Source organism: Bradyrhizobium sp. CCBAU 53421 (genome assembly GCF_015291625.1).
Taxonomy (GTDB): domain Bacteria; phylum Pseudomonadota; class Alphaproteobacteria; order Rhizobiales; family Xanthobacteraceae; genus Bradyrhizobium.
Genome location: NZ_CP030047.1, coordinates 3,446,112 through 3,467,869, shown reverse-complemented (window position 1 = coordinate 3,467,869; position 21,758 = coordinate 3,446,112). Strand labels below are relative to the sequence as shown.

19 protein-coding genes are annotated in these 21,758 nt (G+C 62.1%); 2 read left to right on the top strand and 17 right to left on the bottom strand.

Annotation, left to right across the window (positions count from 1 at the left end):
* The 12 genes from XH92_RS16415 to asnB (XH92_RS16360) all read right to left on the bottom strand — a co-directional run bounded on the left by XH92_RS16415 (nt 1) and on the right by asnB (XH92_RS16360) (nt 14,486).
* Nucleotides 1–2,538 (bottom strand): GNAT family N-acetyltransferase, encoded by a 2,538-nt coding sequence (locus XH92_RS16415; protein WP_194460116.1) that lies wholly within the window; start codon nt 2,536–2,538, stop codon nt 1–3.
* The gene (locus tag XH92_RS16410; protein ID WP_194460115.1) at nt 2,535–3,185 is read right to left on the bottom strand and encodes a class I SAM-dependent methyltransferase; all 651 of its coding nucleotides are present in this window, start codon (nt 3,183–3,185) and stop codon (nt 2,535–2,537) included. Before XH92_RS16410 ends, XH92_RS16415 begins: the two co-directional genes overlap by 4 nt.
* 179 nt (nt 3,186–3,364) lie before the next feature.
* The gene (locus tag XH92_RS16405) at nt 3,365–4,684 is read right to left on the bottom strand and encodes an ABC transporter ATP-binding protein (RefSeq protein WP_194460114.1); all 1,320 of its coding nucleotides are present in this window, start codon (nt 4,682–4,684) and stop codon (nt 3,365–3,367) included.
* Complete coding sequence (locus XH92_RS16400; protein ID WP_246788561.1) at nt 4,668–5,411, bottom strand: ABC transporter permease; 744 nt, start codon at nt 5,409–5,411, stop codon at nt 4,668–4,670. Before XH92_RS16400 ends, XH92_RS16405 begins: the two co-directional genes overlap by 17 nt.
* Nucleotides 5,412–5,558: 147 nt before the next feature.
* Entirely contained in the window at nt 5,559–7,430 is a 1,872-nt protein-coding gene (gene asnB / locus XH92_RS16395) for an asparagine synthase (glutamine-hydrolyzing) (RefSeq protein ID WP_194460112.1), read from the bottom strand.
* A 73-nt stretch (nt 7,431–7,503) separates the two neighbouring features.
* A complete protein-coding gene (locus XH92_RS16390; protein ID WP_050403612.1) occupies nt 7,504–8,499 on the bottom strand; it encodes an NAD-dependent epimerase/dehydratase family protein in 996 nt (331 codons plus the stop codon).
* A 5-nt stretch (nt 8,500–8,504) separates the two neighbouring features.
* Nucleotides 8,505–9,098, bottom strand: a complete 594-nt coding sequence (locus XH92_RS16385) for an acyltransferase (protein ID WP_194460111.1) — start codon at nt 9,096–9,098, stop codon at nt 8,505–8,507.
* Nucleotides 9,095–10,033 (bottom strand): Gfo/Idh/MocA family protein, encoded by a 939-nt coding sequence (locus tag XH92_RS16380; protein WP_194460110.1) that lies wholly within the window; start codon nt 10,031–10,033, stop codon nt 9,095–9,097. Before XH92_RS16380 ends, XH92_RS16385 begins: the two co-directional genes overlap by 4 nt.
* A 116-nt stretch (nt 10,034–10,149) precedes the next feature.
* Entirely contained in the window at nt 10,150–10,665 is a 516-nt protein-coding gene (locus XH92_RS16375) for a transcription termination/antitermination protein NusG (protein WP_246788456.1), read from the bottom strand.
* Nucleotides 10,665–11,303: a winged helix-turn-helix transcriptional regulator gene (locus XH92_RS16370; RefSeq protein ID WP_194460109.1), complete on the bottom strand. Its 639-nt coding sequence runs from the start codon at nt 11,301–11,303 to the stop codon at nt 10,665–10,667. The genes XH92_RS16375 and XH92_RS16370 overlap by 1 nt, the downstream gene beginning before the upstream one ends.
* A gap of 137 nt (nt 11,304–11,440) precedes the next feature.
* On the bottom strand, nt 11,441–12,706 hold the full coding sequence (locus tag XH92_RS16365; RefSeq protein ID WP_194460108.1) for a glycosyltransferase family 4 protein: 1,266 nt from the start codon (nt 12,704–12,706) through the stop codon (nt 11,441–11,443).
* Between the two features lie 28 nt (nt 12,707–12,734).
* Nucleotides 12,735–14,486: an asparagine synthase (glutamine-hydrolyzing) gene (gene asnB / locus XH92_RS16360; protein ID WP_246788455.1), complete on the bottom strand. Its 1,752-nt coding sequence runs from the start codon at nt 14,484–14,486 to the stop codon at nt 12,735–12,737.
* Between the two features lie 348 nt (nt 14,487–14,834).
* Between asnB (XH92_RS16360) and XH92_RS16355 the strand changes: the two genes are divergently transcribed.
* Together XH92_RS16355 and XH92_RS16350 are read left to right on the top strand one after the other, a co-directional pair.
* Entirely contained in the window at nt 14,835–16,139 is a 1,305-nt protein-coding gene (locus XH92_RS16355; RefSeq protein WP_194460106.1) for a glycosyltransferase, read from the top strand.
* Nucleotides 16,140–16,210: 71 nt separating this feature from the next.
* Entirely contained in the window at nt 16,211–17,311 is a 1,101-nt protein-coding gene (locus tag XH92_RS16350) for a hypothetical protein (protein ID WP_194460105.1), read from the top strand.
* A 101-nt stretch (nt 17,312–17,412) separates the two neighbouring features.
* Here XH92_RS16350 and XH92_RS16345 read toward each other — a convergent pair whose 3' ends face one another.
* The 5 genes from XH92_RS16345 to XH92_RS16325 are packed head-to-tail and all read right to left on the bottom strand — an operon-like array spanning nt 17,413 to nt 21,758.
* Complete coding sequence (locus tag XH92_RS16345) at nt 17,413–18,579, bottom strand: glycosyltransferase family 1 protein (RefSeq protein ID WP_194460104.1); 1,167 nt, start codon at nt 18,577–18,579, stop codon at nt 17,413–17,415.
* Entirely contained in the window at nt 18,576–19,508 is a 933-nt protein-coding gene (locus XH92_RS16340; protein ID WP_194460103.1) for an NAD(P)-dependent oxidoreductase, read from the bottom strand. The genes XH92_RS16345 and XH92_RS16340 overlap by 4 nt, the downstream gene beginning before the upstream one ends.
* Nucleotides 19,509–19,511: 3 nt before the next feature.
* The gene (locus XH92_RS16335) at nt 19,512–20,363 is read right to left on the bottom strand and encodes a class I SAM-dependent methyltransferase (protein WP_194460102.1); all 852 of its coding nucleotides are present in this window, start codon (nt 20,361–20,363) and stop codon (nt 19,512–19,514) included.
* Nucleotides 20,353–20,922 carry a DapH/DapD/GlmU-related protein gene (locus XH92_RS16330; RefSeq protein ID WP_194460101.1) on the bottom strand — a complete coding sequence of 190 codons (570 nt, stop codon included), beginning with the start codon at nt 20,920–20,922 and terminating at the stop codon, nt 20,353–20,355. The genes XH92_RS16335 and XH92_RS16330 overlap by 11 nt, the downstream gene beginning before the upstream one ends.
* Nucleotides 20,919–21,758, bottom strand: coding sequence for a methyltransferase domain-containing protein (locus tag XH92_RS16325; protein ID WP_210345557.1), 840 nt, complete (start codon nt 21,756–21,758; stop codon nt 20,919–20,921). The genes XH92_RS16330 and XH92_RS16325 overlap by 4 nt, the downstream gene beginning before the upstream one ends.

The following is a 21,758-nucleotide window of genomic DNA, read 5'->3' as shown; positions in this document are numbered from 1 at the left end:
TCAGCTGCTCCGCCGGCGCAAGAGCCGCGCCCAGGAGAAAGCCGGCCGCGCGTCAGGCTGGCGCTGCTCCGGACGCCTCTCGAACCACTCCAGGCACTCGCTCATCGTCCATGGAACGAATCCGTCGTCGACGACCTTGCGAACGGCGTGATGCATCCCGCGGGTCTTGTCGATATTCTCCGGATGCAGATTGACGACGATCACGCCAGGGACGCCGCTCTTCCGAATGTCGTCCGCTAGTCCGAAAATGCAATCCGCCGATTGATCATCATTCCAGCCGTACACGAACACGATCCCGTCGCCGATGGCGGTCAGGATACTCCAGTGATCCGTAAGCGTGTCGTCGAGCAGGAGCCTTGCAGGCAACAGCGAGCCGTTGAGCATACGGCCATCAAGCCCGGGCAGGTTTGAGCTCCCCTTCACGCCGTGCGCATTCCATGGCTTGGCATGCTCCCAATACCCGTCGTTCAGAAATCCATGGTTTCGTACGGTCCGCGTGCCTTCTCCCGTCAGCTGCTTGAACCAGGCCGCCTGTTCCGAGAAGAGCTCGGCATATTTCTCCGGCTCTTCGAGCGCATCGGGATGCAAACCAAGTTCAACGCATCCGCGCGACCTGAGTTGCACCAACGTCTCCGGCGTATGCTTGGTAAGGGGATGAAGAAAATATGTGACCGGCAGCGGACCGAGCGCTTCCAGCTGCTGGGCATACCGACCGAGCCCGGCCTGGTCGTCATCGCCCGTAATGACTATCGCACCCGGCGCGCCATTCGGCAGCATCGGAAGCCTGGTCTCGCCGCACAGGCGCGTCAGCGCGTCCGACAGGGCTTCGCACCACCAGTCGGCATGCCGCTCACGCGGGTTCTCACCGGCAAGCTGGCCTTCAAAGAGATAGTTTGGCCGCTCACCGGCAATGCCCCACAACGGTTCGGTAGGCCGCTTGTTGGCGGCCGCAGGATCGCCCTGGCGATACCGGACGAGATCCGAAACGATATCGGTGCCGGCGAATATCATCGACCCGCCCGCGGCAGTGCGCAGGCGGAGCCAGGCAGCCCGCCCCTCGTCATCGGTGACGACAGGCACGCCTTCCGCCGCCGCAAACCGCATATACGAGCGAAGTGTCCGCAGCCTTTTCCACGGCTTCTGCCCCGCCATTTCAGCCTGCAGGACCCGCGGAGAATCGACGGCCCTTGCTTCCGACCTGACGGCGAATGCCTTCGCAAACCCGACGGCCGGCAATACGGCAACGACCGAACCGCCGCGACCAAGAACGTCGGACGCTCGGCCCACGTCCGCGCTCTGAGGACGATACAGAACCAAGGGCCTGCCGTCCGGCGACGCCGAGGCACCAGGAAACCCGAAGACGCGCAGCAGGTGCGCAACAAATTCGCTACCGGCTCGCGAGGACACAGAAGACTCCGCAGCGCGGCAGCCCACGCCTCTGAGGCTCTCTTCCAACGCGGGCATTTCCCGACGGTATCTTTCCGGGCGACGAAACATGCTTCCCTGAATGATCGGCAGCGACGACGATCCGAACTTCGTCTTGAAGTACGATACTTTCGAGATCGGCCAGTCGCGCGGCACTTCCGGAAACCACGGCCCCAGACGATAGGTTCGAAATCCGGCACGCTTGGCCCACAACATCGCGTTCCAATGCAGCAGATCGTTGGGACGGAGCTTCAGAGCTTCGGATCGGGCGGCTCCTGCCATGAAGTGCACGGCCATCTTGTCGCTGAGCACGATCAATCCGGCCAGCCGGACGTCTCGTTCGCGCACGAAGAGCAGATGCGCCCGCCCCTGCGCGAAAAAGCCGTCGAGGACCGCCTCATAATAGGAAACCGGCGGCAGCGCCTCTCCCGTCCGCACGGCCGATTTTTCGGCAATTTCCAGGTAGTCCTTCAGGGACGATCGATCCGTGGCGACTTCGAACGTGAGGCCCGCCTTGAGCGCCTTCCGAACTGCCCTCCGGCACCCTTCGTCCAAATTCGAAAACAGATCGTCTTCGGACTGGTCGAGATCGACCAATTGATCGGCATTGACCGTCGACAGGCCCGGGAAAGGGCTCATTCCATTTGGGCCGAAGGCAATTCCCAGCTGGAATCCAAAATCCGTCACCCAGAAAGGAATCTCCTCGCGCGAGTCCGCGCGATTGCTCGGCGCAAGATTGTGCGAGTTGAGCTGGATCCGGTCGACATCGTACAGCTCGGCCAGTCGAAATATCTCGTCCATGGCCGCGGTGCGGAGCGCTTTCCTGGTACCGCGATCGATCCGCCCGCTCGTTGCCAGGCCGGTATGACGATGGATTCCCGAATGCAGAAGGCGCTCACCGAACGCCGTGCCCGTGCCGTCGTTCAGATACAACGGCTGAATACCGGCGATCTCGCCGTTTTCGATCAGCGCAAACGACAGGTTCGCGTCGACAAAGAAACGCTCTTCGATCGAGACCCACGCGGAATCGTGGTTCAACCAGGCCTCGGGCGAAGAGGCCGCCAGCGCGTTCCAGCGGCCACGATCGACGTCGTGAAATCCGACGATTTTCATTTAGCGACAAAAATGACGTTGAAGCGCGTACCGAGATAGGGATTGCGCGGATGGATATCGACAATCTGTGTCTCGACCCGAAGGCGCTTTCCGAGATCGATGAAGTCCCCCTTGAGGAAGTCATACGAGACGATTTCCGGCCTGATCTGCGCGGCCGGCGCGTCCTTGGCAAATCCAAGATAGCTTGCAACCTTGGCCAGGGAATTGGGCTTCCGTTGCTTGGCCATGGTTTCCAGCGGCGGGCGAGCGGCCAGCTGCGCACCGAAACCAGCCGCCAGTTGCGCCGCGATCTGCTGGGACTGTTCAAGCTTGCTCCGGTCGGGCACAGAGCCGATGAGAACGCGCCCGCCGGGGCGCACGACCCGAAGCATCTCTCGAATGATCAGTTCGCCGGTCTGGAACTTCGGGAAGTTCGAGAACACGTCATAGCAAAAGGCGGCGTCAAACTCGCGGTCCCCGAACTGCAGATTCTCGCCGGCGGCCTGGCGGAACTCGGCATTGGGAAGATCAAGCCGTCGCGCGACGCCGAGCGGGGTCTCCGCGAGATCGACGCCCACATACTTGCCAACGTTCGGCGCAACGAGCAGCGCGAGAAGGCCGGCTGCGCATCCCACCTCCAGAACCTTGCTGTTCTGGTCGAGCTGCATCAGACTCAGGATGTGCGATTTGAGATCGGCAAGCAGGTCCTCGTCGGTCCAGAGAAACGGATTCCTGCCGGCGACGTAACAGAGGTCATCCAGCGTCGGCTTCTCCGATATCTGCCGCGCACGAAGCTCGAAGAACGCCTCGAGCTTCTCCTGCCAATCACCATCTGTCATCGTCGTCATCAGCTTCGCTCGATACTGCAGGTGAACTTCGGGTCATAGAGATAGTTGAAGTGCCATAGCGAGTTGCGCGACACCGAGAACTGCGCCGCCTTCTCGACATAGTGCAGGATGGCTTCCGCGCCCTTGGGCAGCATGTGCCGGCATAGGGCGGCGGAGATGTAATATTGCCCTTCGCCAAGAGCGAGCTCGGGCACCTCGTAGATGACGCTTCCGCGTTCCGGCAGGTCACCGTCCCCGTCGAGGAACAGGCCACCGTCGTACCCCTCAATCCCGGTAACCGCCTGAAGGCGTGCGGTATCGATCCGCAGACTTGCGTAGATCTGCTTGTGCTCGGAGAAGCCCGACCACGACACCCGGATGCGAAGCGGCTGCCCATTCTTGACAACGCCGATCGGCTTGCCGTCGACGTCGATCACCTCGACGGAGGTGATCTGCAGGGTGTCGCCGCCAAGCTCGTATTTTCCGGTCGCGGCCGTGCTTTCGATCGCCTGGCTCAGCTTCTTGGTTTCGTTGAGATTGCGCGCTTCCTCGATGTCCCAGACACTCTGCTCGTAGGCCTTGCTGACGCGCTGGGCGTTGCCGTGCATCAGCACCCGCCCCTTGTCGATCCAGATCGCCTCGTCGCACAACTCGCTGATCAACCCGCTCGAGTGCGAGACGAACAGCACGGTGGCGCCGCTTTCGCAGATCTGACGAACCCGCTTCATGCACTTGTTGACAAAGGCGGTATCACCCGCCGCGAGCGCTTCATCGACGATGAATATCTCGGGATCGACGCTGATCGCCGTCGCAAACGTGAGCCGCGCCTGCATGCCGCTCGAGTAGGTCCGGAACGGCTGGTCGATCACATCGGCAAGCTCGCTGAAATCGATGATCCAGGGAACCTTCCCCTCGATTTCCGCTCGCGTCATACCAAGGCACATGCCGCCGAGGACGATGTTGTCGCGACCCGACACATCCGGATGAAAGCCGGTCCCCAATTCCAGGATCGCGGACAACCGTCCCGCCACTTCGACCCGTCCGGTCGAGGCATCCAGCAGTCCGGCAATGATCTTCAGGAGGGTGCTCTTTCCCGCGCCGTTCGGCCCGATGATGCCGACCACGCGTCCGCGCAACACTTCAAACGAAACATTCTGGATCGCCCAGTGCTCGTGGTGTCGAGGCTTTCCGGTGATGATCTCCTTCAGGAAATCCAACGGCTGCTGATAGAGCCGATAGGCCTTGCCGAGATCAGTGACCCGAATGGCGCACTGCGGCTCCAATGACCCGGCAAGTGCGATCAGGTCGCCGGCGCCCTGATTGTCAGAGAGCATTGCCATAATACGGTTTCAGCTTTTCAAACATGCGGTATCCAAGGCCCAGACTTAGCAGCGCAAACACGATGGTCACCGCCCAGGCGTACGGATGTCTGAACGAACCGAAGAAGAGAACGTCCTGGTAGACCCAGACGACGTAGCTGAACGGATTCGAATAGATCAACGGACGGAGGGCACGCGGCATCCAGTCGGGGAGATATACCGTCGGCATCAGATACATCGCGATCGAGGTGAAGACCGTGACGATCTCGCGCAGATCGCGGAAGAACGGAGTGATTGCGGACAGCGCGAAGCTCAATCCGATCGCCAGAATTGCGTGGATGGCAAATACGACCGGCAGCAGCAGCAGCATCCAGCTGAGCCCGCCCACATAGGCCTTGTAGAGAATGACGAGCCCGAGAGCCGGCAAATGGGGGATCGTCGCGGCAATGGTTGCCGCGATCGGAAGCAGCTCGATCGGAAACACGACTTGCTTGACGAGATTTGCACTTCCGATCAGCGCTCCGGGCCCGCGCACCAGCGCAGCCTGCAACATCAGCCACGGCACCAGGCTTGCGAGGATGTAGGCAGAGTAGTCGCCGGGAAAATCCGCGGTAATCGACAGCTTGCTGCCCAGCACGAAGCCGAAGATGAGCAGGTACGTTCCAACGACAACCAGCGGGTGGATGAAGACCCACAAGGCGCCAAATCCGTGCCGGGCATGCGCCGCGCTCAGGTCACGATCGACCATCTCGCGCAACAGCTCGCGATAGCGTCGGATCTGATTGATCGTGATCCACAGGGCCTGAGAGTTGCGATATGGCGACAAGCCAACCCGCACCCATCTTGCCGCCGGAAAGAGACCATTCATCTTCAGCGCGCTCCCATCTGTGCGTGCCTAAAAGCTGCTTTCCATGATCTGCTCGAGATTGAGCAAGGACCAGATCAGCAGCCGCCGGTTTTCCCGCCCCTCCAGATGTTCGTCGACCAGCGAGCGAACGGTCTTTCGATCGACCAGGTCGTAGATGCGGGCAGTGTTGCTGAAGAGCCTCCGCTTGACGTACTCGATGCTCTCGCCCTTGAACCAGCTGGCGTCCGGCGCGGAGAAGCCCTGCTTCTCGCGCTCCGCGACTTCGTCGGGAATGTGCCGGCTCATCATCTTCCGCAAGATCAGCTTGCCGTCCTTGGTGCGCTCGTAATAGCGCTGCGCCTTACCCCCGGGCTCGTTCTCGTTGAGGCTGATGACCTCGGTCAGATTGCCGAGCTTCATCTTGGCGGGAAGCTTCATGGCGAAATCGACAAGATCATTGTCGAGGAACGGCACGCGGCTCTCGAGCCCATGCGCCATCGCCAGCTTGTCCTCGACGACAAGCAGGCCGTTCAGGAACGTCTTGGCCTCGAAGTAGAGCGAGTGATTGACGTAGTCCTCTGGCCGCCGCAGCTCCGAGGCGTGCTCCTTGAACACGCCTCTGAAAATATCGATCGGCGAGGTCTGCCTGGCCTCATTCCATACCGGCCCCAGCAGGTTCGGCATCGTTCCGCTCGGAACCATGCGCTGCCAGAATCCGAAGTACTTCTCGATGTAATGATCGAAGTCGTCGTTCACGACGGCGCGGTAGTAACGCCAGGGGTATCCGGCGAAGAGTTCGTCTCCCCCGGTCCCGGTCAGGACCACCTTGCCGAATTTGGATGCGAGTTTGGCGGCATAGAAGTTGGGATAGGATTGCCCAACCCGCGGCTCTTCCAGATGCCATGCAAGCCGGGGCAGTGCACGCTCCATGTCGCCGGCCTTCAAGACCATCTCGTAGTGCTCGGTCTTGAACAAATACGACATATGCTCGGCCTTGGTCCGCTCGTCGTATCCAAGCTCGACGCCCGAGGCTGAGTTGAGATCGAAGCCGACCGTGAAGGTCCGCATGAACGGCAGTTGGCTCGATGCAAGCGCGGTAATGGAGCCGGAATCCATGCCGCCGGAAAGATAGCAGCCGACCTCGACGTCGCTCACGAGCTGCCGGTTGACCGCCTGCCTGAACAGGCGATCGAGCTCGTCGGTCGCCTCATTCTCGTCGACGGCGTATTCGGGCTCCTCGAAATGAAAATCCCAGTACTGCACCGGCTCGACCGCCCTGCTGTCCTGCGAAATTTCCAGGTAGCAGCCGGCCGGCAGCAACTTCACGCCGGCGAACAGTGTCCGCTCGGCGAAGAAGTTTTGAAAGCTGAGATATTCCGACAGCCCGGCGATGTCGACCCGCGACTTGTACTCCGAAAACGCCCGAAAAGCCTTGTGCTCGGAGGCGAAGACGAAGGTCTGCCCAAGCTCGGCGTAGTAGAGCGGCTTCACGCCGAAGCGGTCTCGGGCCAGCGTGAGCTTCCGCTCCCGATTGTCCCAGATCGCAAAAGCGAACATGCCGTTGAACTTGAGAAGCGCATCAATGCCCCACTCGGCGAAGGCATGCAGCAACACCTCGCTGTCGCCCGAGGAGTTGAAGACGTGGCCCCTGGCCGAAAGCTCGACCTTCAACTCCTTGAAGTTGTAGATCTCACCATTGTAGGTCAGCACAAATCGGCCGTCGCGCGTCTCCATCGGCTGCCGCGATGCGTCGGTCAGGTCGATGATCGACAGCCGGCGATGACCGAGCCCAACGGGACCGTTGCAGTAATGGCCTTCGCCGTCCGGCCCGCGATGGGCAATGATATCGGTCATTGCCGTCAACGTGGTGATTGAAGCGGGCCGCCCGTCGCGGTGCAGGATTCCGGCTATGCCACACATGTGATTCTGGCCGATCTATTCCATGATGTCGGATGCGAGTTCAGATCTGAGCCTTTCAGATCTGAGCCTCTTTTTAGATCTGAGCCTTGGCACGACGCTGATCGACCTGATCGATATGGCTTCTGCGCCAGTCGATCAGCCGCCGCAGCCCTTCGTCCAAATCAATCGCGGCGGTGAAGCCGATCTCCTCCTGCGCCCGCTTCGGCGATCCGATCCGGTTGCGCACCAGCGTGGCCTGGCTCCGCGGCGCATAGTTGATCGGCTGATTGGAGCCGGTGAGGTTCAGGAGCTTTTCGGCGATCTGCTTCAGCGAGGTCCGATGTCCGGTGCCGACATTGTAGAAGCGATCCGTCGCGCTCGCGCCCATGGCGCACAGATTCGCGCGCGCGCAATCCTCCACCGCGACGAAATCGAACGCCTCCGAGCCATCTCCCAGGATCGTCGGCCCCTCTCCCTTGTCGATCGCGTCGAGCATCTTCATGATCACGGCGATATAGGCGCCCCGGTAGTCCTGACGCGGTCCGTACACGTTCATGTACCGCAGGCCGACATAGTCGAGGCCGTAGCGGAAGTGGTAGGCGCGGGCCATAGCCTCGCCGCAGATCTTGGTCGCACCGTAGAAGTTCTTGTTGTTGAACGGATGGTCTTCCGTCATCGGCTCCTCGACGGCATCGCCATAGACGGAGGCCGACGACGACCAGACCAGCCGCTTGACGCCGTTGCGCACGCATCCATCGAGGACGTTGAACATTCCGTTGACGTTGACGTCAAAGGCCGTCCGCGGGAATTCGTGACACTGCAGCAGCCAGAGCGCGGCGAACTGGAACACCCCGTCGGCTCCCTTCAGGGCCGCATCGAGGATATCGGTCTGCGTGATGTCGCCGCCGGCCTCGAAGATCTTGACGCGAGGGTCGCGCAGCGCGCCGGCAAGGTTCTCATGCGTGCCGCGCACGAAATTGTCGTAAATGACGATCTCGCCGACGTCAGTCTGCGTCAGCTGATCGACCGCATGCGACCCGATCAGCCCGGCGCCCCCGATAACGACAACCTTCTTTCCGCGAATGTCCATTTTCTTCAACCCTCGATTTCCACCAGCGCTTCATTGTGAAGCTCATAACGACGATGAGTGCGCGGGCAGACCAGATCGCTGCCCAGCCGCTCGCCCGCTCTGCTCACCCAACCAATTCGGCGGGCCGGATTGCCCGCCATCAACGAAAATGCTGCGACATTCTTGGTGACGACGGAACCTGCTCCGATGAAGCAGTACTCGCCCAGCGAATGTCCGCAAACGATGGTCGCATTGGCGCCAATGCTGGCGCCGCGCCCGATCGGCGTCTTGCGGAACTCGTCCTTCCGCGACACGCCGGCGCGCGGATTGTTCACGTTCGTGAAGACGCAGCTCGGACCGCAGAACACGTCATCGCCGAGTTCGACACCGTCATAGATCGAGACGTTGTTCTGGATCTTGCAGCCGTTTCCGATCGTCACGTTCGGACCGATCATCACGTTCTGGCCGATCGAGCAATCCTCGCCGATCACGGTGCGCGGCAGAATATGGCAGAAGTGCCAGATCTTGGTGCCGCGCCCGAGCACCGCCCCGTCATCGACGTAGCTCGATTGATGGATCAGGACGCCCGGAAAGCGCGGATCCTCGCGCATCTCGCTCATCTGTGCATCGCCTTCTGGGCAAAGGCGTGAACGCCGTTGCTTCTGACGATCGGCGCGTGGCGGAACGTCGAGACGATATCGATCGAGGGGCGGACCTCGTCCAGCCTGAAGCCGCGGCCGGCGACGATCTCCTCATAGCTCCGCGTATGGAGATCGGTGAACCCTTCCGAGAATTCGACCTCCTCGCCGTCGACGGTGATCGAGCGATAGGTCGTCTTCTTGCCCTTCACGCCGTCGGGCAGATCGTTGCGGTCCAGCGACAGGAACCAGCTCACATCCGCGCGCTCGCATTCCAGAGAGCCGGCCGCCCTCTCCTCCTCGCGCAGATGCGCCTCGTTGCGGCTGGCGGGGCCGAACACGAAGCTCAGCATATCGAAGAAGTGCACCCCGATATTGGTCGCGACACCACCGGACTTGGCGTCTGCCCCCTTCCACGAGGTGTGATACCAGCGCCCGCGCGACGTGATGTAGGTCAGCTCGACCTTGTGGCGCTTGTTCGAGTTCGCGAAGCGATCGCGCAGGGCAATGATCGCGGGATGCAGCCGCAATTGCAGAATGGTCGAGATGCGGCGGCCGGTGTCCCGCTCGATGGCGGCCAGTTCGTCGATGTCGCCGGGATTGAGGACCAGCGGCTTTTCGCAGATGGCATCCACGCCCGCGCGCAGCGCAAACCGGCAATGCGCATCGTGCAGATAGTTCGGCGAGCAGATCGACATGTAGTCGATCTTCTTGCCACCTCTGCGCAGCTGGTCGACGTGACGATCGAACAGCTCGAACTGGGTGAAGAACTCGGCATCCGGAAAATGGCTGTCCATGATGCCCACGGAATCGTTGGGATCGTACGCCACGGCCAGGTTGCCGCCGGTCTCGGCCATCGCCCGCATGTGCCGCGGCGCGATGTAGCCGGCAGCGCCGATCAGTGCGTAAGTCGTCATGGGCCCCTCTCTCAAACGTTTTCCGCTTACTTCAGGCAAGCTACCGCACTCGGGGTGAATCGAGCATCACACCCAAGCCAAACATGTCCACCACGACTGCCCGAAGGCAGACGCACTTACGCCGCCGCGATCAGGTCCGTTCCGACAAGAACACGAACCTTGCGGCCCAACAGGTTCAACAGAACCGCAACGCGATGCTGATCGCTGGCGTCTTCAACGAGCGCAAGACTGTCGACGAATGCACCTTCGACAATTCGCACTTTATCCCCCGGCGAGAACGCCGGCCTGCGCACAAGCGTGATGTAGCCGGCGTCGTCCTCGCGCCCCTTCAGGGCATCGATGACGCGGTCTTCCACCACCGCCGGCCGGTCTCCGACGCACACGAGGTGCGACACGCCAAGCGTCGATTGAATGGCCCGCCATCGCTGCGACGCGAGATCGATCCCGACAAAGAGGTAACGCGGGAACAGCGGACGCGGCACAATCTCCACCTTCCTGGCGTGGCTGCGGCGCTTCAGGTAACGGGGGAAGTAGATCGAGAAACCCTGCCGCTCGAGGTTGGCGGCCGCCTTTGCTTCGGCGTTGACCTGTGTCTGGACGACGTACCAGCGTGAACCGTGCTCCATGGCCATCACGCTCCCAGCGGCTGTTTTGGACGCAGGCCCAGCAGATCCGGCGCAAGGACTTTCTCCGCGCCGAAATTGCTGACCGCCTGGTCGAATACGCTGCGCGCCGCCGTCAGATGCGTGACAACGACCGCATCGAACGGCTCGTCCACCAATGCATAGGAGGAGACGACCTTGACGCCGATGAACCGGCTCGCGGTTGCATCGGGATCAACGATCGCAAGGATCGAGATCGGCCCGTCGACCGCGCACAGGATCGCGATTTCGCAGAGGTCGGATTGTCCGGCGAGCACCACCCGCCTGAAGCCGAGCGCCTGAGCCCGCTCAAACAGCCTGCCATACTCCTCCTTCGCCTTGCGGAAGAGCGAAAAGGAATCCGACAGGAATTGGACGGTCAGTCGCGATTTCTCGGAGAAGCCTTGCGGCGTGAGGTAATAGGCATAACGCCGCGCCGGCGCCTGCCCGACCTTGACGAAGCCCTTCTTGATCGCCCGCTTCAGGTAGGCGTTGACCAAGCCGAGCGCGACGCCGAGATCGGCTGCGATCCGCCGCTGCGACTGCGCACCATCGGCTTCAAGCGAGGTGAGCAGACCGAGCACCAGCCGGTCGCTGTCATTCTCATCTGTCGGTAGAATGCCCGCCATCGCGCCTATCCCCACTGGAGCAGGCTGATAGCGCGTTCACCGGATGAACGTCAAGCAAATTCGTTCACGCGATGAACATCGTAAGATATTGATAATAAACGTATTTCACAAACAACAATGTGTCGCGACAGCCACACCTAGGCAGGATCCCCCGGATCGGCCAGGTACCGCCCGGCGAGCGTCGAATAGCTGTAGCGCTGCGCGATGGCTACGCGTTCGGCCCGCGAACGCGCCGGACCGTCCAGCGCCGCGCGCAGGGACGCGGCGAGTGCGCCGGGGTCGTCGGGCGCGCATCGATCGGTCACCAAGTCCTCGAGCCCGGCGAGCGCCCGCTCTTCGCAGGCAATGACGCTGCGCGGTGCGAAGAGACAATAGTCGAACAGCTTGTTGGGGCTGATGCCGTGATGATAGAGCGCGTTCTTGTGGAAGGCGACGACCGCGCAATCGGACGCGTGCAGCATGCCATGCACGATCGACCGATCGACTTCGTCGTGAAACTCCACGTTGGCAAGCCCCGCCGCCCGCTGCTTCAGTGCGGCGAGCGAGGTGCCTGAACCGATCAGAACGAAGCTGATCCCGGGGGCTGCGCTGCCGAGAGCAGCCGCGGCGTCGAGAACGACCTCCACCGCGTTTGGCGGCCCCATGCCGCCGGCATAGAGAACAACCCGCCTGCCCTGTTGCTTCAGCTGATCGATGCGATCTATCAACGGATGACGAAGCGCTTCGATTGTCAGCGCGCTCTGGATTTCACCGTCGGACACCCCGTTGGGGATCCAGATGAACTTGCCGGCGCTCAAGCCACGCGCCCGCATATGGGCTTCCGCACCGGCCAAAAGACAGATCACGCGATCCGCTGCGCGATAGGCGGACCGCTCCTTCCAGCCGAGCAGCCTCACGAGGGGGTGCCAGGTCGGGGTCATCCCAAGCGCCACGATGCTCTCCGGCCAGAGGTCGCGAACCTCCAGCCAGAACCTGGCACCGAAGCGCCGCGCGATCTGACGCGCCGCCGAAATGAAGAACAGATGCGGGCTGGACGCGATCATCAGGTCCGGCTCGCCGAATTGTGCGGCGATCGCTGACGTCGCCGAACGAAACGCCGGCGCAAAGCTCAAATTGTTGCGAAGCCGCCCCAGATTGCCGCTATCATAGCGCGGGGTGTCGAGGAACCAGAAGTCGACGCCGTTGATCCGCTGCGGTCCCGGCGCGCGCGGCTCCCTGTGCAGATGATGAAAGCCGGCACTGACCACGACGACCCGATGCCCCATCTTGCTCCAGGCATCTGCCAGCCAAAACGGACGCCAGTGACGGCCGAGGCCCGGCCCGCCTGCGAACGGGTGCAATAGCCAGATGTTCATCGCGCCGCCCGGAAAGCAGCAGCCGACAAGCCGGCATTCGCCGACCACGACGATGATATCCAGAAATCATCGGGCCTCATGGCGCTTCGACCCGAAAGCGCTCACCCCAGAGCGCAACGCAATAAAGCCTCCAGCGCATGCCAAGATCGAGCCGGTGAAATTTCCTCTTGAGCTTCGGCATGTCGACGTAGTGGGCGAGGAGCGCGCTTGCGATCACCTTGTCATACATCGCGGCCGAGTGCCGCGTGAGCCAGATTTGGTCAGGAGCGGCAAAACCGATCTTGTCCCTCCGCCAACTGATGCTGGCCGGCAAGAGATCGCTCATGGCGGCACGGAGCGGCCATTTGGGCCATCCCTTGTTCAGCTTGATGCGCGTTGGCAGCGCCAAGGCAAACTCGACGAAGCGATAGTCGAGGAACGGAAGCCGCGTTTCGATGCCGAACCGCATCGAGTTCTTGTCTTCGAAACGCAGCAGCATCGGCAGATTGGTCTCGGTAATTTCCAGCACCTGCATGGCCTGCGCATCGCTCGTCTTCGACGCAAAGCGGCGAAGCGGCTCCGGCAAGCCGGGATTCCTGAGGAAAGCGTAACGCAGCCGGTAATAGGCAGCGCGCAGCCCTGCCGAGCTGGCACCGAACAAATACATCAGCAACCGCCCGCGCGAAATACCCGCTTGCGTGGCGGCGCCGAAGGCGGACAGAAATCCACCGACGCCACCGCTGCGAAGATGGTCGCGCAACCAGGCTGCATAGTAGCGATGGTACCCCAACAACGTTTCATCACCGCCCTGACCGTCGAGCAGCACGATGACGCCATTCGATCGCGCGGCCTTCATCACCGCGTACTGCATCATGATCGAAGGCCCTGCGAACGGTTCCTCCTGGACGTCGAGCAAGGTCTCCGCCGTGGATGCGAAGTCCTGATAGGACGGCTTGGTGCGCAGCCAGTTCAGCTCCGCCTTTTCTGCAACTTCCGCCGCGTACGCCTCTTCATTGTTGGACGCCTGCTCGCTCACGGCCGTGATGGCAAAGAAGCGTTCGCTCGAGCCTGGCGCATAGCGCCGCGCCGCCAGCGTCGCGACGCTCGAACTGTCCAGCCCTCCCGACAGGCAGGTTCCGACACGGACATCCGAACGCAGCCGCAGGCGCGTCGCGTCATCAAGCAACTCGCGCAACGATTTCGCGGCGCTGCCTTCGTCGGCCACGGCCGCCCCGGGCGCAAGCGAATAATAGCGCTCGATCTCGATCTGCCCCGTCGACACGTCGACGCGCATGCGATGCCCTGGAGGCAGCTTCTCGACGCCCTTGAAGAAGGTCCGGCTGGTATGGTCGGTCATGCCGCAAACGAGGAAATCGTTGATCAGATCGTCATCCGCGATCGGGCGCCCGATCAGCGGAAGAAGCTGGCGGATCTCGGAGCCGAACGCGAACTGCGTCGCCGTATTGACGTAGTAGAACGGCTTCACGCCGAACCTGTCGCGGGCGCAGAACAACGTGTTGTCGCGCTCGTCGTGGATCGCAAACGACCACATGCCGTTGAAGCGTTCGAGGCACCCTGCACCCCAGCAAACATAGGCTGTGAGCAGGACCTCGGTATCCGAGGCCGTATGGAAGGTATATCCGAGAGCCTCGAGCTCGGTGCGGAGCTCAACGTAATTGTAGATCTCGCCGTTGTAGGTGATCCAGATCGGAAGCCGTCTGTCGCGCATCGGCTGTGCGCCGTCGTCGCTCAGATCGATGATGGCCAGTCGCCGGTGTCCCATCCCGACGTTCCCGTTGACCCTCACCCCACGCCCATCCGGACCGCGGTGTGCAACGAGATCGGTCATCTGGTCCACTTGGCGGGCATCGACGGGCCCGGTCTTATCTACGAGGCCAAATATGCCGCACACGAAATGCCTATCCAGATTGATTCGATGGCGGAGCTCGTTATAACCGCCGCGTCAGAATATGTGCGCATTTGGAACAAACCGCTGGTGTCTTAGCCTGTTCATGTATTGAGCGTCAACGTTCCCGGGCCGATCGAAGCTGTTTTCATAGGCTGCTGAAACCTGAGATAGCGAGGACCGGGGCCAACTCTGCGTCGCCTCTCGGGGACTCCATCACATGGCCGCTTCGGACCAAACCTGTGCTAGAAGTTCCTGGCTGATGTTGAGTTGGCATCCATCGGATCCTGAGTGAACAAGATCGAACCCATCGGACCGACGTCCCTGACGGAAGCGCCGCTTCCCGCCGCCGACGTCGAATCTCCTCGGCCGGCCCGCTCCGCCATCGCAGGTTTCGTCACGCGCGTGCTTGTTGGCGCGGCGCGGCGCGCCACCGAGAAGCGCCTGGCGAAGGGAAAGGTGCGTACCCTGTGGGCCGCCACCCCGATCCTCACCTTGCCGCTTCTCGCTCGCTGCGATCGAATGCTGGGATTTCGCTCCTCGTCGCTGGTGTTCAACACCTACTATGTGACGAGATCATTCGACATCAATCTCATCCTGTTCGAGGGATTCCTTCGACTGCTGCGCAGCCGAAGAGGCCTCGGCCTGTTTCGCCGCCTGGTTCTGGCGTGGGCCCTGCTGCGCTACGATATCTTCAATTACTTCTATGACCGCGGCCTGATGCTGAGCGATGGACGGTACGGCATCAACCCGGAGGAACTCGACCTTCTGTTCCAGTCGGGAAAACGTTTGTATACCTACGCCTACGGCGCCGATGTCCGGGCACGGGACTCGACACTCGCACTCGGTCACCCGAACCTGTGCGAGGAATGTCCGGCCCCGGGCAAGTTCTGTGTCTGCACGACAGAGATGCACGCCTCGTCGATCAACCGCCTCAAGGGCCGCGCCACCGCGCAGATCGCGATGGGGGATATGGTGACGTATGTGCCCGGCAGCCGGGACATGCACTACTGGCCGATTGACGCCAGCAAGCTCGCCGCGAGGCCGCCGGTCTACAAGGATGGCGACGTGCTGAAAGTGGCGCATGCGCCGAACCACGGGCACTTCAAGGGAACCAGGCTTCTGATCGAGGCGATTGATCGGCTGGTCAAGGAGGGAGAGAAGATCGAGCTGGTTTCGGTGCAGGGCGTTCCCAACAAGAAGGTCATCGAGCTCTTTGGCGCCTCGCATGTTGTCGCAGATCAGTTCGTCGCAGGCTTTCACGGCTACACGGCCCTGGAGGCGATGGCCATGGCCAAGCCCGTGCTGTGCTTCCTGCGCAACGACCGGATGATGATCGATCCGGCAACCTGCCCGATCATCAACACGCGTCCCGACGAAATCTACGATGTGCTGAAGCGATGCTTGAGGGGTGAGCTCGACCTGAACGAGATCGGCAAGGCGGGGCGCCGCTATGTCGAAGCGCATTACAGCTTGCAAGCGGTCGCAGCGAGGCTCGGAAAGCTTTACTGCGAAACTGCGGCTCTTCCCGAGGACCTGCGGGCAAACCTGACGAAGCGGGTCAGCGAGCTCGCGGGCGACGATCATGCCTCGTAGCCCGGTGCGGCCCTGAACATACACGCATGAGAATCCTGCACGGACCAGTCAATGTCGGAAATCAGCCCTGGGTGCTGTCCCGCGCCGAGCGGCAGCTCGGTGCATCCAGCGACGTGGTCGTTCGAAACGACACATGGCTCGGATATCAGGCCGACCGGATGCTGTCGGAAAAGGACGCCGGATTTCTCGAAACGGCTATTCGCAGCGCAGCGTTCGGACTGGCGAACCAGTGGCGCTACGATGTTCTGCATTACTATTTCGGACAGACCTTTCTGTCGCCGGGCTTCCCCCTCTCCGCGCCGGGCTCACTGCTCTCGCGGGTATCGCTGATAACGGACGCGATCAACAGATTGGCGACCGCAGACCTGCACGCCGCCCGCTTGTTCGACAAGAAGCTGTTCATGACCCTGCAAGGCTGTGATGTCCGGCTGGCGGCCGAGGGAAACAGGCGAAACGAATGGACGATGTGCGCCCCGCAACACTGCGAGCTGTATCAGCGATGCACGGACGCTCTCGACCATCGGCGGCACTTCCTGATCGAAAAGGTCCTGCCGCTGTTCGATCGGGTCTTCTATCTGAATCCGGAGCTCGGCCACATCGTGCCGAACGGCCAGTTTCTCCCATACTCAAACGTCGAGATCGAGAAGTTCGAAATTGTGCCGCCTTCCGAACAGAGGCGGCCAAGGATCGTCCATGCCCCGACCGCCGGCCGGATCAAGGGGACACCGATGATCCTGAACGCGCTGGAGCAATTGCGCTCGCGCTACGACTTCGACCTCATCCTAGTCGAGAAGACCAGCCACGAGCAGGCGCTGGATATCTACCGATCGGCTGACCTCGCCATCGACCAGGTGCTGGCCGGCTGGTACGGAGGCTTTGCCGTTGAGATGATGGCGATGGGAAAGCCGGCCGCATGCTACATCCGGGAAGAAGATATGAAGTTCGTTCCGGATGCCATAAGGCGCGAGTTGCCCGTCTACAGACTGAGCCCGGGAAACCTCGTCGAAAGCATTGCCGCCATTCTTGATCGAAGGTCGGAATGGTCCACGCGTGGCCAGGCGTCGCGACGCTATGTCGAACGATGGCACAATCCGAAGCTGATCGCGAAGGCGATGCTCGGCGCCTACGAAAGCCCCGACAGCAAGTTTGAACTGACCCCGAGCGCCGACTAAGGGCAACGACAAGGAATCAGATTGCGGGTCGTGTATCGCCCGCTTCGCCAGTTGTCCTCGGCCAATCGTGACCCGGGCTCGGCCTCTACCTTACCGACGACTCATTCATTCTGATGAACGGCCTGCCGCATGGTGGCGGAAAAGCTCGCCGCAAACGCGCGGACATTGTCGTCCTGGCTTGGAACGACGTTTCGAACGACGGGCCCGTGCGCTTCGTGGGCTGCCTGAACAAGATGATCCGCCAGCGCGGCCGGATCATCGACGCCGAAGTAGCGCGCAGCGCCGCCGGTCTGCTCCCGGTGCACATCGATGTCGGACAGGATCATCGGAACGCCGAACGACTTCGCTTCCTCGACCGTCGTACTCCAACCCTCGAAGCGCGACGGGTTGAGCAGAGCCGTGGAAGCCCGCAGCAACGCATAGACGTGCGGCAACGGGATCACCCCGAGGTGACGAAAATGCGTATCGAGGCCGCGCTTCCGGATCTCGGCGTTGACCAGGTCATAGTAGCCCGGCTCACGCCGATCTTCCGTGCTGCCGGATGCGCAGACAACGACATCGACCCCACGACGCTTCAGGATCGTCAAGGCGTCGACGACCAGCTGATGGTTCTTGTGGCGATAGAACTGATTGGGCAGATAGAAGTAGTTCGCCGGCAGACCGTACGTCGCGATCACTTCCGAAGGATCCGTGTTCAGGAACGCGGCGGGCGGCTGGGTCGCGAAGCGAACGACGCTGATCCGGTTGCTGGCATGCGGGTAGCAAGCCCTGAAATCGCGCAAGGCGCTCTCGCTGCTCAGCATGATGGTTCGCCCTGATGCGATCTGAACGCGAAAGCCGATCTCGCGGCGCCAGCGGGCCGTCCTCGGAAACAGCTGAGGCAGCGAACGGTGCTGCAGGTCCGGAATCCACGCCACTGCGGGGACAGGAAGCCGCCAGCCGAAGAAGCGCGCGGCTTCGACCACGACATCAACGCGCGCGGAGCGAAACGCCGCCGCGGCTCCCCGGTCGAGACCCAGCGTGAGTGCCGCGGCGAGACCCGGCTGTCCGTCGAACGCTTCCGATCGAACGATCTCGACGCCTGGTACCGCGGCAAGCTCCACGAGTTCATTGTCTTCGGCCCTGGTCCCGGCAAACACGACGGGGGCGAACTCGCCGGGCAAGAACCGGTCGAGCGCTGTGAACAGATTGCGCTGATAATTGAATCCGCCGGCCCAAAGCCGCCGCGAAATGTGACTGAATGCGAACCGCAGGGGGCGCGGCGTCACGAAGCCTGCCCCTTGAACCAGGCCACGTAATCGGCGAGCCCCTGATCGAGCGGAATGCGCCAATCGAAGCCGATCTGGCGCAGCATCGCATCATCGGCCAACAGGCTCATGGGATCGCCGGGGCGGCTGACGCCCGAGTGCCGCACAACAGTCTTGCTGCCCCATTGCCCGATGAGACCGGCGGCAATGTCGGCAACGCTCGTCCCGCGGCCCGAACCGCCATTGACGACCCGGAAGGTCTCCTGTGACGACGACGCTTCCGCGACGCTTGCGAGCAGCCTTGCGATATCGCGAACGTCGGTCCAGTCGCGGATCTCGTTGCCGGTGCCGCCGAGCGTGAGCACCTGCTCCTTGGCATTGAGCCGCGAGCAGATGTCCCAGAGCAATTGCTTGCGCAGGTTGGGCCCATAGACGGAGAACAGCCGCACCACCGTGCATCGCAAGCCGAACGACCGCGCGTAACTCGCGCACATCTGCTCCATCATCAGCTTGTGCTGTCCGTACGGCGACATCGGAGTGACGACGGCACTTTCGGCGATCGGGCCGAAATGGTCGGCGCCATAGACTGCCGCACTCGACGCCGCGATCACGGCACAGTCCGGCGCCGATCCGCGCAGCCATTCCAGCAGGCGCGCGGTGCTCGCGACCGTCCGTGAAAAATCCTCGAACGGCCGCTCGATGGAGACGCCGACGGACGATCCACCGGCCAGATGAAAGATACGCGCCGGCAGCCCGTGCGCCGTTGCGAGCGCATTCAGATTGGCCGCATCGATTTCACCGTTGATCCAGCTCTGCAAGCCAAGCCGCCGGGCTTCCGTTGCGTCAAGCGCCCCGTGTCCGATGCCGTGCACCGCATGGCCCATTCCCGCCAACTCATGCACGAGATGGCGGCCGATGAACCCGTTTGCGCCTGTAACCCAGACGATCATCGCTCAGGCCTTGTGACAGACAAAGGAGTAGAGCCGGCCCGGCCGATTGTCGAAACGTTCGGCCATCGAAAGCAGCGATCCGAAGACACGGCGCGACCCCAGCGCGGTTCGCCACAGCGGCGCCACCGGAATCCTTTGCGACAGCTTGGTCACGATCGCGGCCTTCAGGGTCTCCGGCGTATAGGGAAACAGGTTGATCGGACTTTGCAGCGGCGCCAGCGTGTCGACCGCGGAAAACCCGGCCTTGGTCAGCGCGCCGGTGTAGCGATCGAGCAGGTAGGCATGTTCGCCGCCGTAAAGGTGATGCAGCGGATGCTGGGCCAGGAACTGCGGAAGGTCCGCCTCCTTGCTGATGACATGCTCGCGCGCCGCGATCAGCATGCCACCGGGCCGCAGCACCCGAAACATCTCCCGGCATGCACCGTCGAGATCGCGCGTGTGGTGCAGCACGGCGCGCGCGAACACGAGATCGAACGTCGCATCGGCGAACGGCAGCCGCTCGGAAAACTCCTCAACCACCTGGATCGGCAACTGCGCCTGTTGCGCCAGGCCGCGGATCGCCGCCCCTCCCACGATCGCGCTGGGGTCCGGCTCGAGCGCCGTGACCGCAAAGCCGGTCCGGGCGAGCGCGTAGCTCGCAATGCCGCGGCCGGCACCAACGTCGAGCGCGGTACCTGACCGGCCGGCGAGCAGCGCGGCGACCGCTTGCCACTCCGAGCTCTGGAAATAGCGTTCAGCCGCACCAACCAGCGGATCGTCGTAGAATGCGTCGAGCACGAGCTGACGCTGCTCCGGCTGATTGCGCAGCCAGACCACCGCCTCTTCCCAGGTGGTAAACTTGCGCTCACCGTTCATCGGGGCCAAGCTCCCTCACCAGCACCGCCGGATTGCCGGCCACGATCGAAAACGGCGCGACATCCCTGGTCACGACCGCGCCGGCTGCGACGATCGCGCCCTGCCCAACCGTCACACCGCGCAGCACCATCGCAGCCGCGCCGATCCAGGCATCATCGCAGATCTTGACCGGGCTCTCGTCAAGCGAGATATCGTCCGGATGTCCGCGCGTGAAAATCTGCTGGACCTGCCGGTGACGCTCCGCCGAACGCAGCGGATGCGTGAGATTGTCGAAGATATTTGCCGAATGCGAAATCAGCACACGGTTGCCGAGCTCAATCGAGGCGGCCGACCAGATCCGGGTTCCTTCGCCGACATAACACCACTCGCCGATCTTGATCTCGCCGCCATGCGCGAAGGTCAGGAGCTCACCCAGGATGCGGCTGTTGCGGCCGACGACGATCTTGTCGGAATCGCCGCGGATGTTTCTGATCCTGGCATGGCGGCCAAGCGCTGCGTCCGGCTGCAACCGGCACGTTGCGCGACCGATCAGGCGCTGGATCAGATAATCGAGGTTCATGCCGTCAACTGCAGGCAAGCGACGGCGCGCGACGACGCCGCAAGGTCGTTGCCCTGCCCCTTGCCGGTGTGGGTGTCGAAAACGGTAGCGTCAGCGAGCGCCGCGGCGCTCTGGCGCGACCAGCCTTGTCGCGAATAGCCGAAATAGTCGACATGGTGAGACGCCGCGCCGAATGCCTCGATGATCCGTTCGATCATCGCAAGGTCGAACACCTGATACCAACCGAGATTCTCGCGTTTGCCGAACGGCACGGAGATCAGGCAGGTCCCGCCGGGCTTGAGAATGCGTTTGAACTCCTTCACCGCCGGAACAAAGCCGTCCCGATCGGTCTCGGCGTCGCGCGGATCGCCCGTGTAAAGCATCTGATTGTCGAGGCCGATGTGCTCGATCGTCGAAATGCTGGCGACGGTGTCGAACACCTGATCGCCGAACATCGTCTTGCGGAGATCACCGAACACATAGGAATAGCCGTCACGCCAGTAGCAGCGCCGCTCTGGCGCCAGCGTCATGATGGTGAGATCCGCGCCGCGCAATGGCGGACGCTGCAGCAGGAAGTCGTGGTTGAAGGTCGATCCCGCGTCCAGCATCTTGCCGACGTTGCTCAACCGGCCATAGACCCAGGGATATTCCACCACGCGCTCGTCCATGGCGACGCCGTAGCCGGGCGGAAGCTCCTTCCCGGCCCGAAGCAGACCCGCATCGATGGCCGCGGTGATCGTATCGCGCTTGACCGTCTGATAACCCGGGCCGAACGGCCGCGGCCGCAACCTGAACAGCGGCACGGCGAGCCCGTCGGCCACCCATTTCAATTGATGGATCAAATCACTTGCAGACAT